This is a genomic window from Bacillus sp. 7_6_55CFAA_CT2, from assembly GCF_000238655.1.
Lineage (GTDB): Bacteria > Bacillota > Bacilli > Bacillales > Bacillaceae_G > Bacillus_A > Bacillus_A cereus.
The window spans coordinates 868831-884874 of sequence record NZ_JH414710.1 but is presented as its reverse complement, the minus strand read 5'-3'; the positions used below and the strand labels follow the sequence as shown (position 1 = coordinate 884874).

Sequence of the window (16044 nt, the reverse complement as noted above, 5' to 3'; positions counted from 1 at the left end):
CTAGCCAACTCCCATATCATGTTCACGAAAATTTCATGTTCTCTCTATATATGAAACTTCTTATTTTGAAACGTCGATATTTAATATTTTTTTAATATATCCTTGCGTTTCTTTAAATGGCGGTACGCCTCCGTACTTTCTCACATTACCAGGACCAGCATTATAAGAAGCAAGCGCCAATACTAAGTCGCCGTTATTTTTCTTTAAATAACCGCTTAACTCTTTCACGCCACCTTCAATACTTTCAGCTGGTGAAAAGGGATTCTTCACACCCATCTCCTTCACATTCGCTGGCATAAGCTGCATAAGACCCATCGCACCGGCATGTGACACCGTTTTCGGATTAAAATTAGACTCTACTTCAATCATTTTTTGAATTAACGTTTTTGGAATTCCATATGTACGACTTACACGATCAATAATATCCTCATACTTCCCTTCATTGGAAGAACGTATTTTTTGAATATTATACTTCTTCGTTAATCCCCACGTATCAGCAGCCTCATTTTTCGTTTCTGGGAAACGTCGTCCAAACTCTTTTTGCGCAACTTGCACTTCATCTGCTTTCTTCGTTTCACCCTTTTCTTCGGGCTTACTCGCTTCATCTACTTTATTAATAGATTGTTCCGGCTTATTAACAACCGTTTCTATTTTCGTAGATTGTACCGGCTGACTCATATCCTCTACTTTTGCCGGCTGCGTAGTTTCTTTCGTCTCCTTCGCAGGCTCACTCTGCAACTTCTCTTGAAAACGACTACTAACAAATGCTTGTGGACTACTTAGCTTTTGCTGAATTTGCCCTTTCTTATATGCAAGCACTTCTTTTACTATATTTCCAACTATCATAATATCACCTTTTCGGAAAACAAAGATAATCTAATATTAGAGTTTTTTTTAAAGTTTGCAATAATCCTTTTAATAATTATGTAATAAAAAAATGAATATATTGTTAAACTGTTATTTTTTTATATTTATTAATTCGAATTTTTAGTTGACACCCGCTATGACAGGGATTACAATAAATCTCGAAATTGATTTTTTCGCATATTATCGTTTTTCAATTTGCAGAAAAGTCAATATAAAAAAATGGGGGTTTCTTAACATGAGAATTAATACAAACATTAACAGCATGCGTACTCAAGAGTACATGCGCCAAAACCAAGCTAAAATGAGCAACGCTATGGACCGTTTATCAAGCGGTAAACGTATCAACAACGCTTCTGACGATGCAGCAGGTCTTGCAATCGCAACTCGTATGCGTGCTCGTGAAAGTGGATTAGGAGTAGCAGCTAATAACACGCAAGACGGTATTTCATTAATCCGTACTGCTGATTCAGCAATGAACTCAGTATCTAACATCTTACTTCGTATGCGTGACCTTGCAAACCAATCTGCAAATGGTACAAATACTAACGAAAACCAAGCTGCATTAAACAAAGAGTTTGATGCATTAAAAGAACAAATCGATTATATTTCTACAAACACTGAGTTCAATGATAAAAAATTATTAGATGGTTCAAATAAAACTATCGCAGTTCAAACATTAGATAATGCTGATACAAGTAAGCAAATCAACATCAACTTATCTAATGTTTCTACTAAAGAATTAGGACTTGATACTTTATCTATTGGAACTGATAAAGTAGAAAAAACAGTATATGATGCAACTACAAAAGCATTTGCTGATCTTGGAGCAAAAACAGGTGCTGATAAGGCCGCATTTGATGCAGATGTAACTGCTGCTATGAAAGAATTCGATAAGGTTAAACCATTCATGTCTGCAGACGATGTAAAGAAAATTGAAACGAAACTTGAAGACTACAATAAAGCAAATGATGCTGGTGCACAAGCTGCTGCACAAGCACTTGGTAAAGAATTTGCTACATTAACAAAACTTGAGACTACAGATCTTAAAGCTAATGCTTCTGGTGCAATCGCATCTATCGATACAGCATTAAAAAATATTGCTTCTAACCGTGCAACTCTAGGTGCTACATTAAACCGTCTAGACTTTAACGTAAACAACCTGAAGAGCCAATCTTCTTCTATGGCTTCAGCTGCTTCTCAAATCGAAGACGCTGACATGGCGAAAGAAATGTCTGAAATGACTAAGTTCAAAATCTTGAACGAAGCTGGAATCAGCATGCTTTCTCAAGCAAACCAAACTCCACAAATGGTTTCTAAATTATTACAATAAGCCATTTGAGTTAGTTTCCTGAATAAACCTCTCTGCTTGCGGAGAGGTTTATTTTTTCTATATAGATAGATTGAAAGATTTTTTAACTTAAAGAGAAGCTCTAGCCATATTTAGTAGCGGTCAGGGCCTATTTTATTCTCGTTCGTTGTATGAAAACAAAAAGATAAAGTGAGAATAAGTCTCTTTTTCTCTTCATAGCCGTTTATTAGCTTTTGAATATTGATTATATCAATCTATAAGGAGTGTCTATTATGCGTATTGGTACGAATGTTTTGAGTATGAATGCTAGGCAGTCGTTGTATGAGAATGAGAAGCATATGAATGTTGCAATGGAGCATTTGGCGACTGGTAAGAAGTTGAACAACGCTTCGGATAATCCCGCAAATATCGCAATTGTTACTCGTATGCATGCGAGAGCAAGTGGTATGCGTGTGGCGATTCGTAATAATGAAGATGCGATATCGATGCTTCGCACGGCGGAAGCTGCCCTTCAAACTGTGACAAATATTTTACAGCGTATGCGTGATTTAGCCGTTCAATCTGCGAACGGTACAAATTCAAATAAAAACCGTCATTCGCTGAATAAAGAGTTTCAGTCTTTAACAGAACAAATTGGCTATATTGGCGAGACGACTGAGTTTAATGATTTATCTGTATTTGACGGTCAAAACCGCCGTGTTACATTAGACGATATCGGTCATACGGTACATATATCAAAATCTATTTCCCCTTCCCCTACACAACATGACATCAAGATTTCAACGGAACAAGAAGCAAGAACGACAATTCGTAAAATCGAAGAGGCTTTGCAAAGTGTGTCACTTCATCGTGCCGACCTTGGCTCTATGATAAATCGTTTACAGTTTAATATTGAAAATTTAAATAGCCAAAGTATGGCGTTAACAGATGCTGCATCTCTAATTGAAGATACAGACATGGCGCAGGAGATGAGTGATTTTTTAAAGTTCAAATTATTGACTGAAGTTGCAACTAGTATGGTTTCACAAGCGAACCAAATTCCACAAATAGTCTCTAAACTACTACAATCATAAAAATTCATCTTCCTTCTTTGGAACGATTCCATACAAAATAAAAGGGAAATACATATAAACTATGTATCTCCCTTTTATTTTGTACCCAAATTTTATTACTGTGTTACCGTCATAACTTGTCCGCTACGGTCAACCATTATTTTCATTTTTCCGTCTTGTGCATTATATAGCCCGAGTTTATGTAATTCCATTTTACAATCTTGTACGAAAGTTGGTAATTTACGAATTTGATCGATATCAGAACTTGTAATGAAATGAATTAAAAGCTGCGTCATACCTTTAATATCTTGTACAAGCTCTTCTTTCTCTCGTTTTAGCCTTTCATTTTCTAGTTGTAACGACTGCAATTCACCTTCTAAGCTACGTGTATTCTTTGCTTCTCTAGAACGCCCTGCCGCCATGCTAGAAAGCTTATAAATACCTTCCATAAACTGATGTAGTTCGTCTTCTTTCCTTTCACTACATTGATTAATTGTTTCAAAGTTATCAACGATACCAGATATAACTGTTACAAGATTTTTTTCATCCTCTTTATGCTGGATTTCTTCTTTTAATTCGTACTCGTTTTCTTGTTTTCTTGCAACGATTGTCTCTTTTACTGGTATATATTTTCGCTTTCGTCCCGGTTTTTGTTTTTCAATATTTTCAAACGGTATTTCACGTTTTTTCAATTTATAATACGTATTTTGCAATTGACTTTCTGTTTTTGGAAAAAGATTTAGTTCATTTTTACTTACGTATTTTGAAATATTTAAAATGTTTAAACCGTGACGTTGACAAAATTGATACACTTCATACAGTAGCTCTAGTTCAGACTTCAGCCATGTAATTGCTGATTTTTCATATGCTCGCATCCCGCCATTTTTTTCTATATCTATTTGAAATAATACCATTCTATTATGTAAATCAACTAATTCTTCATACTTTACTTGGAATTCTTTTTCTATTTTTTTAAATTCCACCTCTAGTTGCATATCGTTCATTTTATTATTTGACATGTTTTGCAAAAGACCTAATACATTAATTGCTGTGTGGTGATACATAATCTGTGCCACTCCCCCTCATCCTTTCACAATTCTCATCTGACTCCCATGTCTTTTAAGAAAATAGCAATTTTTACATATCCATATTATAACAGTTCGAAATTATCTGTCAAATAATAAACATACAAAAATGTATAGAAAGTATAAAAATTTGGAAAATGTTTTTTATTAATATGCAAAATTGCATATTAATTACATTTAATTATATTATATGGTATTTTGAATGTTTTTTCACCGAAAAAATTTGCGTTACCACGAAATATTACTAAAATAACAATCGAAAATACGTTTGTTTATATTTTTAAATCAAAAATCTCTAAATAAAGATTATTCACACATACAGCGACAAACACCCAAGAAACCTTTCATTTTTCTACCAGCTTAAAGTATAGAATACTAAAAAGGAATTAGCCATATGTAGCATTGGCTAATTCCTTCCTCTCTCTAACAGAATAGAGTTATAAACCCAGTCTTCAAATCCTCAATCAAAGTCTCACTTCTTCTTACCTAAAACTACTTCATACCTCTGAACTCACATCGCATGAGACTCTATTAAGCACTGAAAAACTTCCTTACATAAGTAGTTCCTCTATTCCTACTAAATAGAAAAATGTTATACACCAGCTCTTCTACTTACCTATAACCACTCCATATATCTGATCTCAACATCGCATAGGGCTCTATTAAGCACTGACCGCTCAACACTTGGCTAGAGCTTCTATTCCGGCTAAATAGAAGCTTTTAAAGCACTAACTTATCAACTAAACCAATTAGCTCTTGAATATCTGGCTTACTTACTTGGGCATTTGCTCCTACAGCTTCACCTTTATGGAATAATTCATTTGTAATTAATGAAGAGAAAATAATGACTGGTAAACGATTCATTACTTCACTATCCTTAACCACTTTCGTTAAATGATGTCCATCCATTTTTGGCATTTCAATATCCGTAATTAGCAAGTGAATATGCTCAAACATTTTTTCGCCTTGCTCTTTCGCTAATTTTTCAATTTGCGCTAACGCTTCTGCACCATTGCTGAAGAAGTTCATTTTTGTATATCCAGCTGATGATAATGTTTCTTCTAATATTTGGCGAAGCATCGCTGAATCTTCTGCAATGTAAATTACTTTTTCAGCTCGATCTGTTTTTTGTTCTAATCCTGCAATTGATTTATTGTCATAACCAGTGCCGCTAATTTCACATACAATTTTTTCATAATCTAATAGTAAGATGATTTTTCCATCTAGTTTTACAATACCAGATGTCGTTTCTTCTAGTCCCATAGATAATGAAGCTGGTTCATCAATTTGTTCCCACGAAATACGTTGAATACGATGCACTTCATCAACGCGGAAAATAACTTTCATTTGGTTTAATTCTGAGATGATAAATTTCGTTTGATCAAGTGGCTTTGTTGACTTTAAATTAAGAGCCATTGCCAAGTTAATAACAGGTAAAATTTCACCACGTACTTGAACAACACCTTCAACTGCATGATGAGATTCTGGCACAGTTGTAACAGGGAATGGATTAATGATTTCACGTACTTTCATTACATTAATACTAAATAGGTTTTCACCAACAGTGTACGTAACAATCTCTAATTCATTTGTTCCGCTTTCTAATAAAATACTTTGTGCTTGTGACATAAAGGTGTCGCTCCCCTTCCATTAATTCCGTATATCTAATTATTAAGCTTTATAAAAGAGAAAAAGTCAACTACCTATATAAAAAATATAGATAGTCGAACGATTCATTTTATAAAAAAACAATTAATCTTGTATAAACGAAGCAAGTGCCTCTAATAAAACTTCTTGTGCACCTACAATTTCCGTCGGCATTGCTTCCCATTTTTTCGAAAGCTCTGTCTCTACTCTTATTCTCAGTTCAGAATTCATTTCTGCTAGCACATATTCTTTCGTTGCTATATCAACATCAAGTAGCGCGAGTGCATATAATTCCGGGTCATTTATTTTTTCGAATAATCGCTTTAATACTACCGGTGCTATATGTTTTAATTTTTCAATATGAATTTCCTTATCCGAAAATAGTAACTCATATTGAATAAACGTAACATTTTCTTTAATCACTTTAAAATAACAATTATTTTTTTTATCATTCACAAAATAACCGTTTGGATCTGCGATAATACTTTCTACTTTACGAATTAAATCTGGCAAACTATTCGCCGCCATTACAGTCCGCTGCTCAACCTCACTCGGCGAAATGAATGTAACGCGATACTTATTTTGCGCCATCCTCCTCACCTCTCCTTTTATAAAAATCTATCGTCACATTCTATCCAGAAGGCACTGTCCTACTATAAAATGATTATCTCATCTCCAACTATCTCAGTACGCCTTCATAGCTCTATTCTTACAACTAGGAGCTCTTCTGGACCATAACTGTTTATCCACACTAAACTTTGCTTACCTCTTTTTATACTACCCTAGTAACTCTCCATACCTTTGTCCTTACACACCAGTCGAGGCCCTATTAGGCACTAACCGCTCAAAAACAACGCTGGGTCCTCTCATCAACCCTAAAAAGAGCTTTTTAGATCTTTTTAAGAACTTTTCAATAACTCTATGTTATTAAACCAAAACGCTATTTGCTGATCCGTAATATTTGGCAACATAACAAAAAACTCACGACACTTCATCTCATCCTTAAACAGTTGATACTTCCAAACACTATCGCTACCAACACTTATGAAATAAAACTCATGGATACGGCCAATGATTGCTTGTTTTTCGCCAAATGAATACGGTGGCACTTGCTTAATTTCAAATTGATCTGGTAAATATACATGCTCTTCTCGTTCTATTTTTAATACTTGCTCGGCAAGTTCACGTTTATTTTCGAAAAAAGGCAATTGTAAAATTCGCTCTTGTCTTGTCATACGAATAAAAAACCCTTTCTACTCCATTACATTTTTTCCATGCGATATATATTATCGAATTAAGTTTACAACTTCATTTAATACTTCATCTGAAACTTTAATAACTTTCGCATTTCCTTGGAATCCGCGTTGATATAACATTAAGTCAACGAATTCTACAGATAAATCTACGTTTGCACCTTCTTGTGCACCACCACGTACTTTACCCGCACCGTTTTGACCAGATGTACCAAGAGCTAAAATACCTGTTGTATTCGTTGCTGTATAGTTACCATTACCTGTTTTCATTAGTCCGCCTTCGTTCGGGAACATCGCAACAGCTAATTGACCTGCAGATTTCATACTTCCATCAGAATATTTTACCATTACGTATCCACCGTCAGCAATGAAGCAATCTTTAACCGTCGCTGCAGCTCTACCATCTACGTCTGTTACTGATAATGTTTTATCTGTTGGATGATTTGTTAAATGGCTTAAGTCTAATTTTATAGAACCGCCATCAAATGGAATATTGGCTCCTTGCTCTTTCGGATTTGGATTTCCAACAGCATCAAATGTCATATTACCACCTGCACCTGGAACATCTTTAAACTCTGTTTCTTTTTTCGAGTCATTGCGCATTTGTACTTTATATGTATAGTTATGTTCACTCGTTTGTTTAAACTCTACACGCATTGTCCATGTATTCCCCGCATTATCATATACAGGTAAATCTTGTGTAATTTGTTTTTCACCAGTTGGAATATTCCCTTTAATTGTCCCTTTCGATGTTCGAATACCACCAATTGCTGTTCCCATTGGAATTTGCAACGGTCCTGGAATTCCAGATAAATCAACTTCACCAGTTGCCTCATTTGCAGGGTAGGCAAATACGTATTGACCTTCAGTATTCGTAATATAGTAATCTGAAGATATCCCAAACGTACCTTTACGAGTAAATTCCATATTTCCGCCTTTTGAATCACCTACAACGAAGAAACCATTACCTTCCATTGCTGCTTGTGTTTTGCCACCTGTTAACGTAATTGTACCATCACTATAGTCCGTAACCGTACCACTCATTTTCACACCGTTACCAATACTTTTCGGATTCGTTCCTGCGTATTTACCGTCACCTTTTGCACCAATCGAATTGTTATATAGTAAATCATCAAACATTGCTTTTTGTTTTTTATAACCTACTGTTTGTGCATTGGCAATATTATTTGAAGTTACACTTAATGCATTTTGTGTTGCATTCATCCCTGTAATACTTGTATATAACGCTTTAATCATAACGTATGGACACTCCTTATGAATTTGTAGTTTTTACTTCTTCAGTTACTTTTTGATCGTCTTTCTTTGCGTCTTCTGGGTTCGTTTCCCCAATCGGTTTATCAGACACTCTCTCAACGAAACGAAGAGAGACAACTTTATTATTAATAACGAGCTGTACATCGTTATTTTCCGCAAGACGAACCGTTTCTACTTGACCGGTTACTTTGTTTCCGTCACCGTCAACACCTCTTACGTATTTCCCTAAAAACTTCATTCCACCATCAAGTGCTGTTGAATACATCGTTGATTGCAGCTTATCTACTGCTTTCGTCATATTCTGTACTTGTTCCATAAGAGATAGCTGCGCTGTCTGATTCATCATTTGATTCATATCCATCGCATTAAATGGATCTTGATGTTGGAAACTTGATAAAAACAATTTTAAGAAATCATCTTTCCCCATTACCCCAGGAGTCTTTTGGGCTCCTGCTGAAACTCCATTACTTTGTTGCACTGGCGATTGTACACCATTAACAGGTACATTACTTTTTTGCGCTCCTGCTTGTAACGGAATATGATTTGTACTCGTTGTATTTAATCCAACTGTTGGCACGCTTTATTCCTCCAATAATCCCGCAAATTCTGTTGATTGTTGTTTTTCATGATTTGTATTTGCTAATTTCTGTTTTTGCCTTTGCTCTTGTTCTCGCTGTTCTTTACGATTTTCATCTTTATCTGAATAGCTAATTTGAATATTGATTTCTTTTTCTTTTAACTTTAATCTCAATTCATCAAAAATGATTTCAACACGTTTTTTCGCATCGTGTTTTTCCATTTCTACGTGAACGTCAATTTGATCTCCGTGTTTTTTCATAAACACTGTTAATGTACCAAGTTTTTCTGGATTTAACTGGAATAAAACACGTTCTTGTTTCACTACAAATTTTTGCAGCGCTTCTACTTGCGCTTCCATTTTCTTTCCTAAGTCAGGTAATGAAACTTTCTCAGCACCACTATTTGATTTCCCTATTTGTTCGGTACTCGTCGTTTTATTTAATAATTCTGCACCTGCAGAGCTCGAATCGTTTAATGCATCAACTTCTGGCAACTCTACCTTTGCATCATCGCTCTCAAGTTTCGGAAGATCTACCTCTTTAGACTCTTCTTGTTCCTTTGCAATATTACAAGTTTCTGTTTCTACAACCTTCAATGCTTGCATCGTTTGCTCTGGCATCTTCATTTTGTCTAATACCATTTGCATTGTATCTTCTAAACATATAGCATTTTTGATATTCATATTTGAAAGAAGTTCTTGTAATTGTTGTAATTCAGCTGCAGGTAATTCATTAAGTTTAATATTGCCATATTCTTTATATAGCTCTTGTATTTTTTGTATGTATTGATATAACAATTCCGGCTGCACATGTAATTGCTCAATTGCAACCATTTGCTCAGATACAGCTAATAACAACTGTTCTGTCTCTTTTTTTCTTCTTTCTTTACAATAGGTTCTTCTTCCGTTACCGATTTTTTAGAAAGAATATAATCTTTTCTCTCTTCTTTTGGTGCTTCTTCTCGTTTCGTTTTCTCCGTTTGCGGCTGTTTTTTATTTTCCATTCTCATCGTACGATCGAATGAAGAATCTTCATTTTTTGATTGTACTTCTAGCCCTTTTTCTTTTTGCGGAGGTAAACTTTGTTGCACCGGTAATACAGACTGTATCACTACATTCACCTCATCCATTCATACACATTTTCAAATCCAGAAGCATTTTTTCTTCCAGCTTTTCTTGTGCTTTCGCAAGCTTTTTGCAATCTTCTTGATACATCTCATCAATGACACGTTCTTTTTCTTTTACTTGCTCTAAAAGGCTTTCATTTTTTTGAATAAAACCTTCCGTTTTTTAATTTTTCGATTCCATTCTTCTATTCTTTCAGGTGAAAACGTATGTGAAGAAAGCATGCCAGCCATAATACGTTGCCCAGTTTGTACGACTTTACTACGCGATTTCACAACATATAAATCATATTCTTTTTTTGTTCTATTTTTCTTTTTTCAGCTGTTAATTCATACACTTCTTTTAAAATATGTTCTTTTTCTTGGTTTATTTGCAATTTTATTGTGTCGTACTGCTGTTTATCCACCTGTTTTCATAGCCCCTTTCTATTATAACGTTCTCTTTTTCTATTATATAGTTTTTTTCCAAAAAAATCTGTGAAATATTAAAAAACAAAAAAATAAGACCTCTTGGGCAGAGGCCTTATACTATATGCTGTATCGCTTCAACGATATCATCAAATTGGAAACTATCCGATCGACCTTGCTTTAAAAATGTATTTATGCCTTCTACTTTATTTTTACATTCAAAAATATAAGCATTTTCTTCATTTTCTTGAATCGTTCCTAGCTTAAAATACAATTCATTTTCTTTATAAATTGATAAAATCTTTCTCATTTCATTTGCAAGTTGCCAATGATGTGGCGAAACAATTTCTTCCATAATCCTACTTACTGAATCTAATACTGAAATTGCAGGATAATGACTAAGCGTTGCAAGCTCACGCTTTAATACGATATGTCCATCTAAAATACCACGTGCTAAATCTGGTACAGGACCATTTAAATCATCCCCATCAACAAGCACCGTATAAATACCTGTTATAGATCCCTTTTGTGTTTTTCCGGACCGCTCTAACAACTTCTTCATATAACTTTCCATTAACAGTGTTTTACCACCAATCGGTAATTCTTTAACAGCAATATCAACACTTCTTCGTGCATCGGCAAAACGAGTAACAGAGTCCATCATAAGTAATACGTTATTACCTTGATCACGGAAGTATTCAGCAATAGACGTTGCGAGTTTCGCTGCACGAAGTTGCATAAGATGACTTTCATCTGACGTCGCTACAACAACGACGCTTTTTCGCATCCCTTCCTCGCCTAACTCTTTTCGAATAAAGTCTTTTACTTCCCGGCCACGTTCCCCTACTAAACTAATAACATTTATATCAGCTTTTGCATTTTTTGCTATCATTCCAAGTAAAGTTGATTTACCAACACCTGACCCAGCAAAAATACCAATCTTTTGACCGATACCAATTGTTAGCATAGAATCAATTGATTTTATTCCTGTTTCAAATACATCGGTAATCTCTTCACGTTCAAATGCATGTATAGGCGGTGCATCTAGTTTTATTTTCTGTAATGGAATGTTTTCAGCTTCCTCATTTAACACTTCACCATTTGCACTTAACACTTTTCCGAGCAAGTGATTACCACGTGGTACAACAACATCTTCTGAAACTAATGTCACTGAATCTCCATAACATACTTTTTCTGTCTGTTCAAATGGAAGTAGCATATTATTTTCTTTTTCAATGGCAATCACTTCACATAAGACGTTATGTTCTCCAACGAAGCAAACATCTCCGATCTTCGCTTTCGGCCCTTTTGCTACGAAAAACTGTTCTTGTACACTATGAACTTTGCCTACTTTCGTATACAGCGGTGTTTCAATGAACTTATTCCATTTTTCGTTCTCATTCATTAACAGGCGGCTCATACATTTTGCTCCTCAAATAACTTCTCTTCTTCCCATTTCTGACGAAGTTTCGCAAATATAGGTGCAAATTTAAATTCAAAGAACTCTTTCTCTTCTTCCAGAACAAATTCACCAAACTGCAGGGAGAAATCATATTTCCATTCTACTAATTGTAGTAACCAATATTCTTTCGTATTCTCCTTCTCTTCTTGAATACGTTCAAACGTTTCTGGATGTACTGTAATGATTAATTTTTCAAACGAAGTTGGCAATGTTTGCACGATGCCAGTTAAAATAGGTAACACATCAAGCAATCGTGAATCTACCGCTTGATTCACGATTTTTTCTGCTAGATGAAAAGATTGATCCCATAACAACTCTGTCCATTCATACGCTGTTTCTTGTTGTTCTTTTTGAAATTGCACACGCGCTGCTTCCATCTGTTCCATTTGCTCATGAATATGCATTTGAAATTGTTCTTTATCTTGTAATAACTGCTGCCGCTCTCGTTCTAGCATTTGCTTCTCTTGCCTTAGCTGATTCATTTCCATATGTAACGATTCTTGCTGGGCACGAAGTTCTGCATGATCTGCTTGTAATTCTTGCTCTTCTATTTGAACTGAAGCTGGTTTTGGAAATTGTAATTCATACGTTTCTTCAGAAAAAGAAACAGAATTCTTCGGAATTCTGTTTTTAAATAAGGACATCCTCTTCACCTCTTTGAACGATAATTCTTCCTTCTTTCTCTAGCTTTTTCACTGTACCAGTGATCGTTTGCTGCGCTTTTTCAGCATCCGTCATCTTAAGCGGTCCTAAGCCATCTAATTCTTCTAGAATCATCTCTTTACGGTTTGAAGACATACATGTAAATAATTTCTCTTTAATTTCTTCTTTTGCAATTTTAAGTGCTTTCGCAAGAACACCGTTATCTGTAATTTCTTCTAATACACGGCGAAGAGCAAGATCTTCAAGACCAAGTAAGTCTTCAAAGACAAACATATTTTCTTTAATTTTCTCAGATAACTCATAATCGACTTCATCCAGCTTTTGAAAGACTGTTTTTTCAACACCTCGTGAAACATTATTTAAAATATTTACGATTGTTTTCAAGCCATCAGTTTTATTAATTGCACTAAATGCCATATTATTTAATTTCGATTTTAACAACTCACCAATTTGATTAATTAACTCACCATCAACTTGTTCTAGTTTCGCTATACCCATTACCGTTTCAACGCGCTTATGATCTGGCAATCTCTCAATTAATTGAGACGCAAGTTGCGGTTTAATATAAGAAGCGATAATTGCAATTGTTTGTGGTGACTCATCATTAAGCACTGTAAGAAGTGGCTCTAAATCTGTAAGTGAATTTAAGAACTCAAACGGATTATCTTTGTTATACCAAAGATCTTCCAATAATTTTTCCAGTTCGTCTTCTGGCATGTTTTTAAATATGCGACGAATGTATTCTTTATCTGGAGTGACTAAGTTCAATTCTTTTACATTTAGTTCATATAAGAACTCTCCTAGTACATTTTCTAACGTTTCTGGTTTGTATACACGAAACTTTGCGATTTCACGAAGTAATACTTCTTTTTCCTCAGCTGTCATATATTCAATGACTTTTGCTGCCACCCCTTCTTCTAATGTACGAATAAGGATGGCAGCTTTTTCTTTGGAGGAGATTTCATCTAACATCGTTGTTCCTCCCTTACTGTCCGTTTAACCATTTTTTAATTACTTTTGCAGTTCCTTCTACATGTTCTTTCGTAGCATCCTGCACTTGTTCATCTAACGTTGGTTCTTTCGGTTCTTCTGGTTCAGGTTTTGGCTCTGGCACTATTTTTTCTTCAGGAATTTCCAAGATACTTTCATTACTTGCAGCAATTTCCTCTTCTGCTAAGTATTCTTCATATTCCTCTTCTTCTTTCTTTCTCTTACGTCTTGCTAGTAAGAACCATACTAGGCCACCAATCGCTAATAAGCCAGCTGTAATTCCACCGAATAACCACCAGTTCATACCACTTTTTTCTAGCTCTTTCTCTTTTTCGGCTTTCGGCTGATCGAACTGAACAGTTACAACGTTAACTTGACCATTTATAAAGTTACCGTTCGGATCAGCTTGAAGTCCTGCCGCTGTTCCGATTGCTTCTTTAAAAGTTGTCATATCAATTCTACGTTTTACTAACGTATCATTATCTACCCATACAACAACATTCGTTTTCGTTAATTCTGGGTGTTTCTTAATTGTTTCAACTGTTTTATCTATTTCATAATTTTCAATTTTGTTGCCATTTTTATTATCGTAGACAACTTTACCATTTTGATTATTGTTCGTACCGTAGTTTGGCACTTCACCGTTAGCTGTAATACCAGCACCTTGCTTCGTATCTGCCCCTTCTTGCGCAGTAGAGCTTTCCTCTTGCTCTTGTTTACTACGAAGTACACCTTTATCACCATACTTCTCTGACTGACGTGTAACTTCATCGTAGTTTACAGATACTTTCGTATTCACTTTATATTCATTCGGTTTAAACATCGTCATTAACGTTGCATCAATATCTTGCTTTAATTTACCTTCAAGTTGGTGCTGCATCTCTACTTCTTTCTCATAAGAAGAGGAACTACTAGAATGTGCTTCATCTGCTCCTTTTGAGATAACACCTTTTTTACTATCAATAACACTTACTTCTTCTGCTTTCACACCAGGAACCGCTGCACTAATCATTTGCTGTATACCCGCAACTTGATCAGCTGTTAACAATTGTCCACGCTTCACTCCAACCGTAATCGCCGCTGTTCCTTTTGCTTTTTCTTCATCAAAAATTGTCTCTTTTTCAGGCAATGTAATTTGAACATTTGCCGTTTCAACTGTCGCAAAATTTCTTACAATATCTTGCTCCAATTGCTTCTTCGTACCGACAATTTGCTTCATTTTTTTATCTTGCTCACTTGAACCGAGAGAGCTTTCTAATAAAATTTCCTCACCGCTTTTCGAATTAAACGGTAAGCCCATCCCATTCATTTCTTTTCGAACCCATGGAGCATCATTCTTTTGCACACGAATCGAACCATCGGCCGCTAATTGATAATCGACACCTAACTTCGATAATTCTGCTGTAATCTCTTGTTTATCTGTATCATTTAAATTTTGATATACAACAACATATTTATCTGGCAAGGTGAAGTATAAAAGTGCTCCTGTTACAATCGCTAAAAGCGCAGCACCAATTACTAACTTATGCCACGTTTTTAACGATTGAATAACATTTTTCATCTTTTCCATTTAAACACACCCGTCCACTTTCCTAAATTTGCATATTAATTAGTGACTTATAATTTTCAATAAGATTATCACGTACGAGAGCAGCTGTTTTCATTTGAGACTCAGCTTTCTTTTGCTGAATTAAAACGTCATGTGTTTCTCCTACCCCTTTAGTTAGTAAATCATATACTGCTGTTTGCGCATTGTTTTGCGTTTGATTCATATCTTCCAATAAATCAATAAACTTTTTCCCCTCAACTACAGATGTTTGAGAAGTTTTCGGTGCACCAATTGACTGAATTGCTCCAAATGGTTGTGTATGTAACATTGGTTGAATTTTCATATTACTATCTTCCCCCTTATCCTCGGCCGATTTCTAAATCTTTATCAAGCATTTTTTTATTCGCATTTAATACACTCGTATTCGCTTCATACATTTTTTGAGCAACCATTACATTCGTCATTTCAGCAGTTACATCAATATTGGGATAACGTACATATCCTTCTTCATTTGCGTGCGGATGCGTCGGATCATACACTAAATTTTCCGTTTTGTCTGCTTCAATACTTTTTATTTTTACTCCGTTAGTAGGAGCCCCATCTAGCATACTTGCAAAACTATTGTTTGATTCTAGCACCACACTACGACGCTCATATAAATCTGCCCCCGGAGCCGCCGTCGTATTTGCATTTACAATATTGTTAGAAGTAACTTCCATCCACTTTCTCGCTGTCGTTAGTCCTGAGCCACTTGCATTAATTGCCTGAAACATTCGTTGTCTC

15 protein-coding genes and 2 pseudogenes are annotated in these 16044 nt (G+C 35.3%); 2 read left to right on the top strand and 15 right to left on the bottom strand.

The window, feature by feature from the left end; genetic code table 11:
• Positions 1–60: 60 nt before the first annotated feature.
• Complete coding sequence (locus HMPREF1014_RS20240) at positions 61–846, bottom strand: lytic transglycosylase domain-containing protein (RefSeq protein WP_000635234.1); 786 nt, start codon at positions 844–846, stop codon at positions 61–63.
• A gap of 256 nt (positions 847–1102) precedes the next feature.
• On the opposite strand from HMPREF1014_RS20240, the gene HMPREF1014_RS20235 reads away from it, so the two are divergent.
• Positions 1103–2197 carry a flagellin N-terminal helical domain-containing protein gene (locus HMPREF1014_RS20235; protein ID WP_001222338.1) on the top strand — a complete coding sequence of 365 codons (1095 nt, stop codon included), beginning with the start codon at positions 1103–1105 and terminating at the stop codon, positions 2195–2197.
• Positions 2198–2448: 251 nt separating this feature from the next.
• Entirely contained in the window at positions 2449–3249 is an 801-nt protein-coding gene (locus HMPREF1014_RS20230) for a flagellin N-terminal helical domain-containing protein (RefSeq protein ID WP_001219687.1), read from the top strand.
• Positions 3250–3344: 95 nt separating this feature from the next.
• Here HMPREF1014_RS20230 and HMPREF1014_RS20225 read toward each other — a convergent pair whose 3' ends face one another.
• The 14 genes and pseudogenes from HMPREF1014_RS20225 to flgC form a co-directional block, all read right to left on the bottom strand.
• Positions 3345–4292, bottom strand: a complete 948-nt coding sequence (locus HMPREF1014_RS20225; protein ID WP_000274682.1) for a DNA-binding domain-containing protein — start codon at positions 4290–4292, stop codon at positions 3345–3347.
• A 741-nt stretch (positions 4293–5033) separates the two neighbouring features.
• Positions 5034–5942: a chemotaxis protein gene (locus HMPREF1014_RS20220; protein ID WP_000075943.1), complete on the bottom strand. Its 909-nt coding sequence runs from the start codon at positions 5940–5942 to the stop codon at positions 5034–5036.
• A 123-nt stretch (positions 5943–6065) separates the two neighbouring features.
• Positions 6066–6551, bottom strand: a complete 486-nt coding sequence (locus tag HMPREF1014_RS20215; RefSeq protein WP_000068301.1) for a hypothetical protein — start codon at positions 6549–6551, stop codon at positions 6066–6068.
• A gap of 308 nt (positions 6552–6859) precedes the next feature.
• A complete protein-coding gene (locus tag HMPREF1014_RS20210; RefSeq protein WP_000198167.1) occupies positions 6860–7195 on the bottom strand; it encodes a DUF3964 family protein in 336 nt (111 codons plus the stop codon).
• A 51-nt stretch (positions 7196–7246) separates the two neighbouring features.
• On the bottom strand, positions 7247–8470 hold the full coding sequence (locus HMPREF1014_RS20205; protein WP_000588321.1) for a flagellar hook protein FlgE: 1224 nt from the start codon (positions 8468–8470) through the stop codon (positions 7247–7249).
• A 16-nt stretch (positions 8471–8486) separates the two neighbouring features.
• Positions 8487–9065, bottom strand: coding sequence for a flagellar hook assembly protein FlgD (locus HMPREF1014_RS20200; protein ID WP_001143462.1), 579 nt, complete (start codon positions 9063–9065; stop codon positions 8487–8489).
• A 3-nt stretch (positions 9066–9068) separates the two neighbouring features.
• Positions 9069–10177 (bottom strand): annotated as a pseudogene (locus HMPREF1014_RS20195) (flagellar hook-length control protein FliK).
• 10 nt (positions 10178–10187) lie between these two features.
• Positions 10188–10596, bottom strand: a pseudogene (locus HMPREF1014_RS31370) (cytoplasmic protein).
• A gap of 116 nt (positions 10597–10712) precedes the next feature.
• Positions 10713–12017, bottom strand: a complete 1305-nt coding sequence (gene fliI, locus HMPREF1014_RS20185; RefSeq protein ID WP_000088693.1) for a flagellar protein export ATPase FliI — start codon at positions 12015–12017, stop codon at positions 10713–10715.
• Entirely contained in the window at positions 12014–12703 is a 690-nt protein-coding gene (locus HMPREF1014_RS20180; RefSeq protein ID WP_000051705.1) for a FliH/SctL family protein, read from the bottom strand. The genes fliI and HMPREF1014_RS20180 overlap by 4 nt, the downstream gene beginning before the upstream one ends.
• A complete protein-coding gene (fliG, locus tag HMPREF1014_RS20175; protein ID WP_000883364.1) occupies positions 12690–13694 on the bottom strand; it encodes a flagellar motor switch protein FliG in 1005 nt (334 codons plus the stop codon). Before fliG ends, HMPREF1014_RS20180 begins: the two co-directional genes overlap by 14 nt.
• A gap of 13 nt (positions 13695–13707) precedes the next feature.
• Positions 13708–15282 (bottom strand): flagellar M-ring protein FliF C-terminal domain-containing protein, encoded by a 1575-nt coding sequence (locus tag HMPREF1014_RS20170; protein ID WP_000413950.1) that lies wholly within the window; start codon positions 15280–15282, stop codon positions 13708–13710.
• A gap of 22 nt (positions 15283–15304) precedes the next feature.
• A complete protein-coding gene (gene fliE, locus HMPREF1014_RS20165; RefSeq protein WP_000701672.1) occupies positions 15305–15604 on the bottom strand; it encodes a flagellar hook-basal body complex protein FliE in 300 nt (99 codons plus the stop codon).
• 16 nt (positions 15605–15620) lie between these two features.
• Positions 15621–16034, bottom strand: coding sequence for a flagellar basal body rod protein FlgC (gene flgC / locus HMPREF1014_RS20160; protein WP_000484680.1), 414 nt, complete (start codon positions 16032–16034; stop codon positions 15621–15623).
• Positions 16035–16044: the final 10 nt, after the last annotated feature.

Bases quoted from the DNA above. Each gene is read 5' to 3' on its own strand.
- HMPREF1014_RS20240 (WP_000635234.1), bottom strand. From the start codon at position 846: ATGATAGTTGGAAATATAGTAAAAGAAGTGCTTGCATATAAGAAAGGG.
- HMPREF1014_RS20235 (WP_001222338.1), top strand. From the start codon at position 1,103: ATGAGAATTAATACAAACATTAACAGCATGCGTACTCAAGAGTACATG.
- HMPREF1014_RS20230 (WP_001219687.1), top strand. From the start codon at position 2,449: ATGCGTATTGGTACGAATGTTTTGAGTATGAATGCTAGGCAGTCGTTG.
- HMPREF1014_RS20225 (WP_000274682.1), bottom strand. From the start codon at position 4,292: ATGTATCACCACACAGCAATTAATGTATTAGGTCTTTTGCAAAACATG.
- HMPREF1014_RS20220 (WP_000075943.1), bottom strand. From the start codon at position 5,942: ATGTCACAAGCACAAAGTATTTTATTAGAAAGCGGAACAAATGAATTA.
- HMPREF1014_RS20215 (WP_000068301.1), bottom strand. From the start codon at position 6,551: ATGGCGCAAAATAAGTATCGCGTTACATTCATTTCGCCGAGTGAGGTT.
- HMPREF1014_RS20210 (WP_000198167.1), bottom strand. From the start codon at position 7,195: ATGACAAGACAAGAGCGAATTTTACAATTGCCTTTTTTCGAAAATAAA.
- HMPREF1014_RS20205 (WP_000588321.1), bottom strand. From the start codon at position 8,470: ATGATTAAAGCGTTATATACAAGTATTACAGGGATGAATGCAACACAA.
- fliI (WP_000088693.1), bottom strand. From the start codon at position 12,017: ATGAGCCGCCTGTTAATGAATGAGAACGAAAAATGGAATAAGTTCATT.
- HMPREF1014_RS20180 (WP_000051705.1), bottom strand. From the start codon at position 12,703: ATGTCCTTATTTAAAAACAGAATTCCGAAGAATTCTGTTTCTTTTTCT.
- fliG (WP_000883364.1), bottom strand. From the start codon at position 13,694: ATGTTAGATGAAATCTCCTCCAAAGAAAAAGCTGCCATCCTTATTCGT.
- HMPREF1014_RS20170 (WP_000413950.1), bottom strand. From the start codon at position 15,282: ATGGAAAAGATGAAAAATGTTATTCAATCGTTAAAAACGTGGCATAAG.
- fliE (WP_000701672.1), bottom strand. From the start codon at position 15,604: ATGAAAATTCAACCAATGTTACATACACAACCATTTGGAGCAATTCAG.
- flgC (WP_000484680.1), bottom strand. From the start codon at position 16,034: ATGTTTCAGGCAATTAATGCAAGTGGCTCAGGACTAACGACAGCGAGA.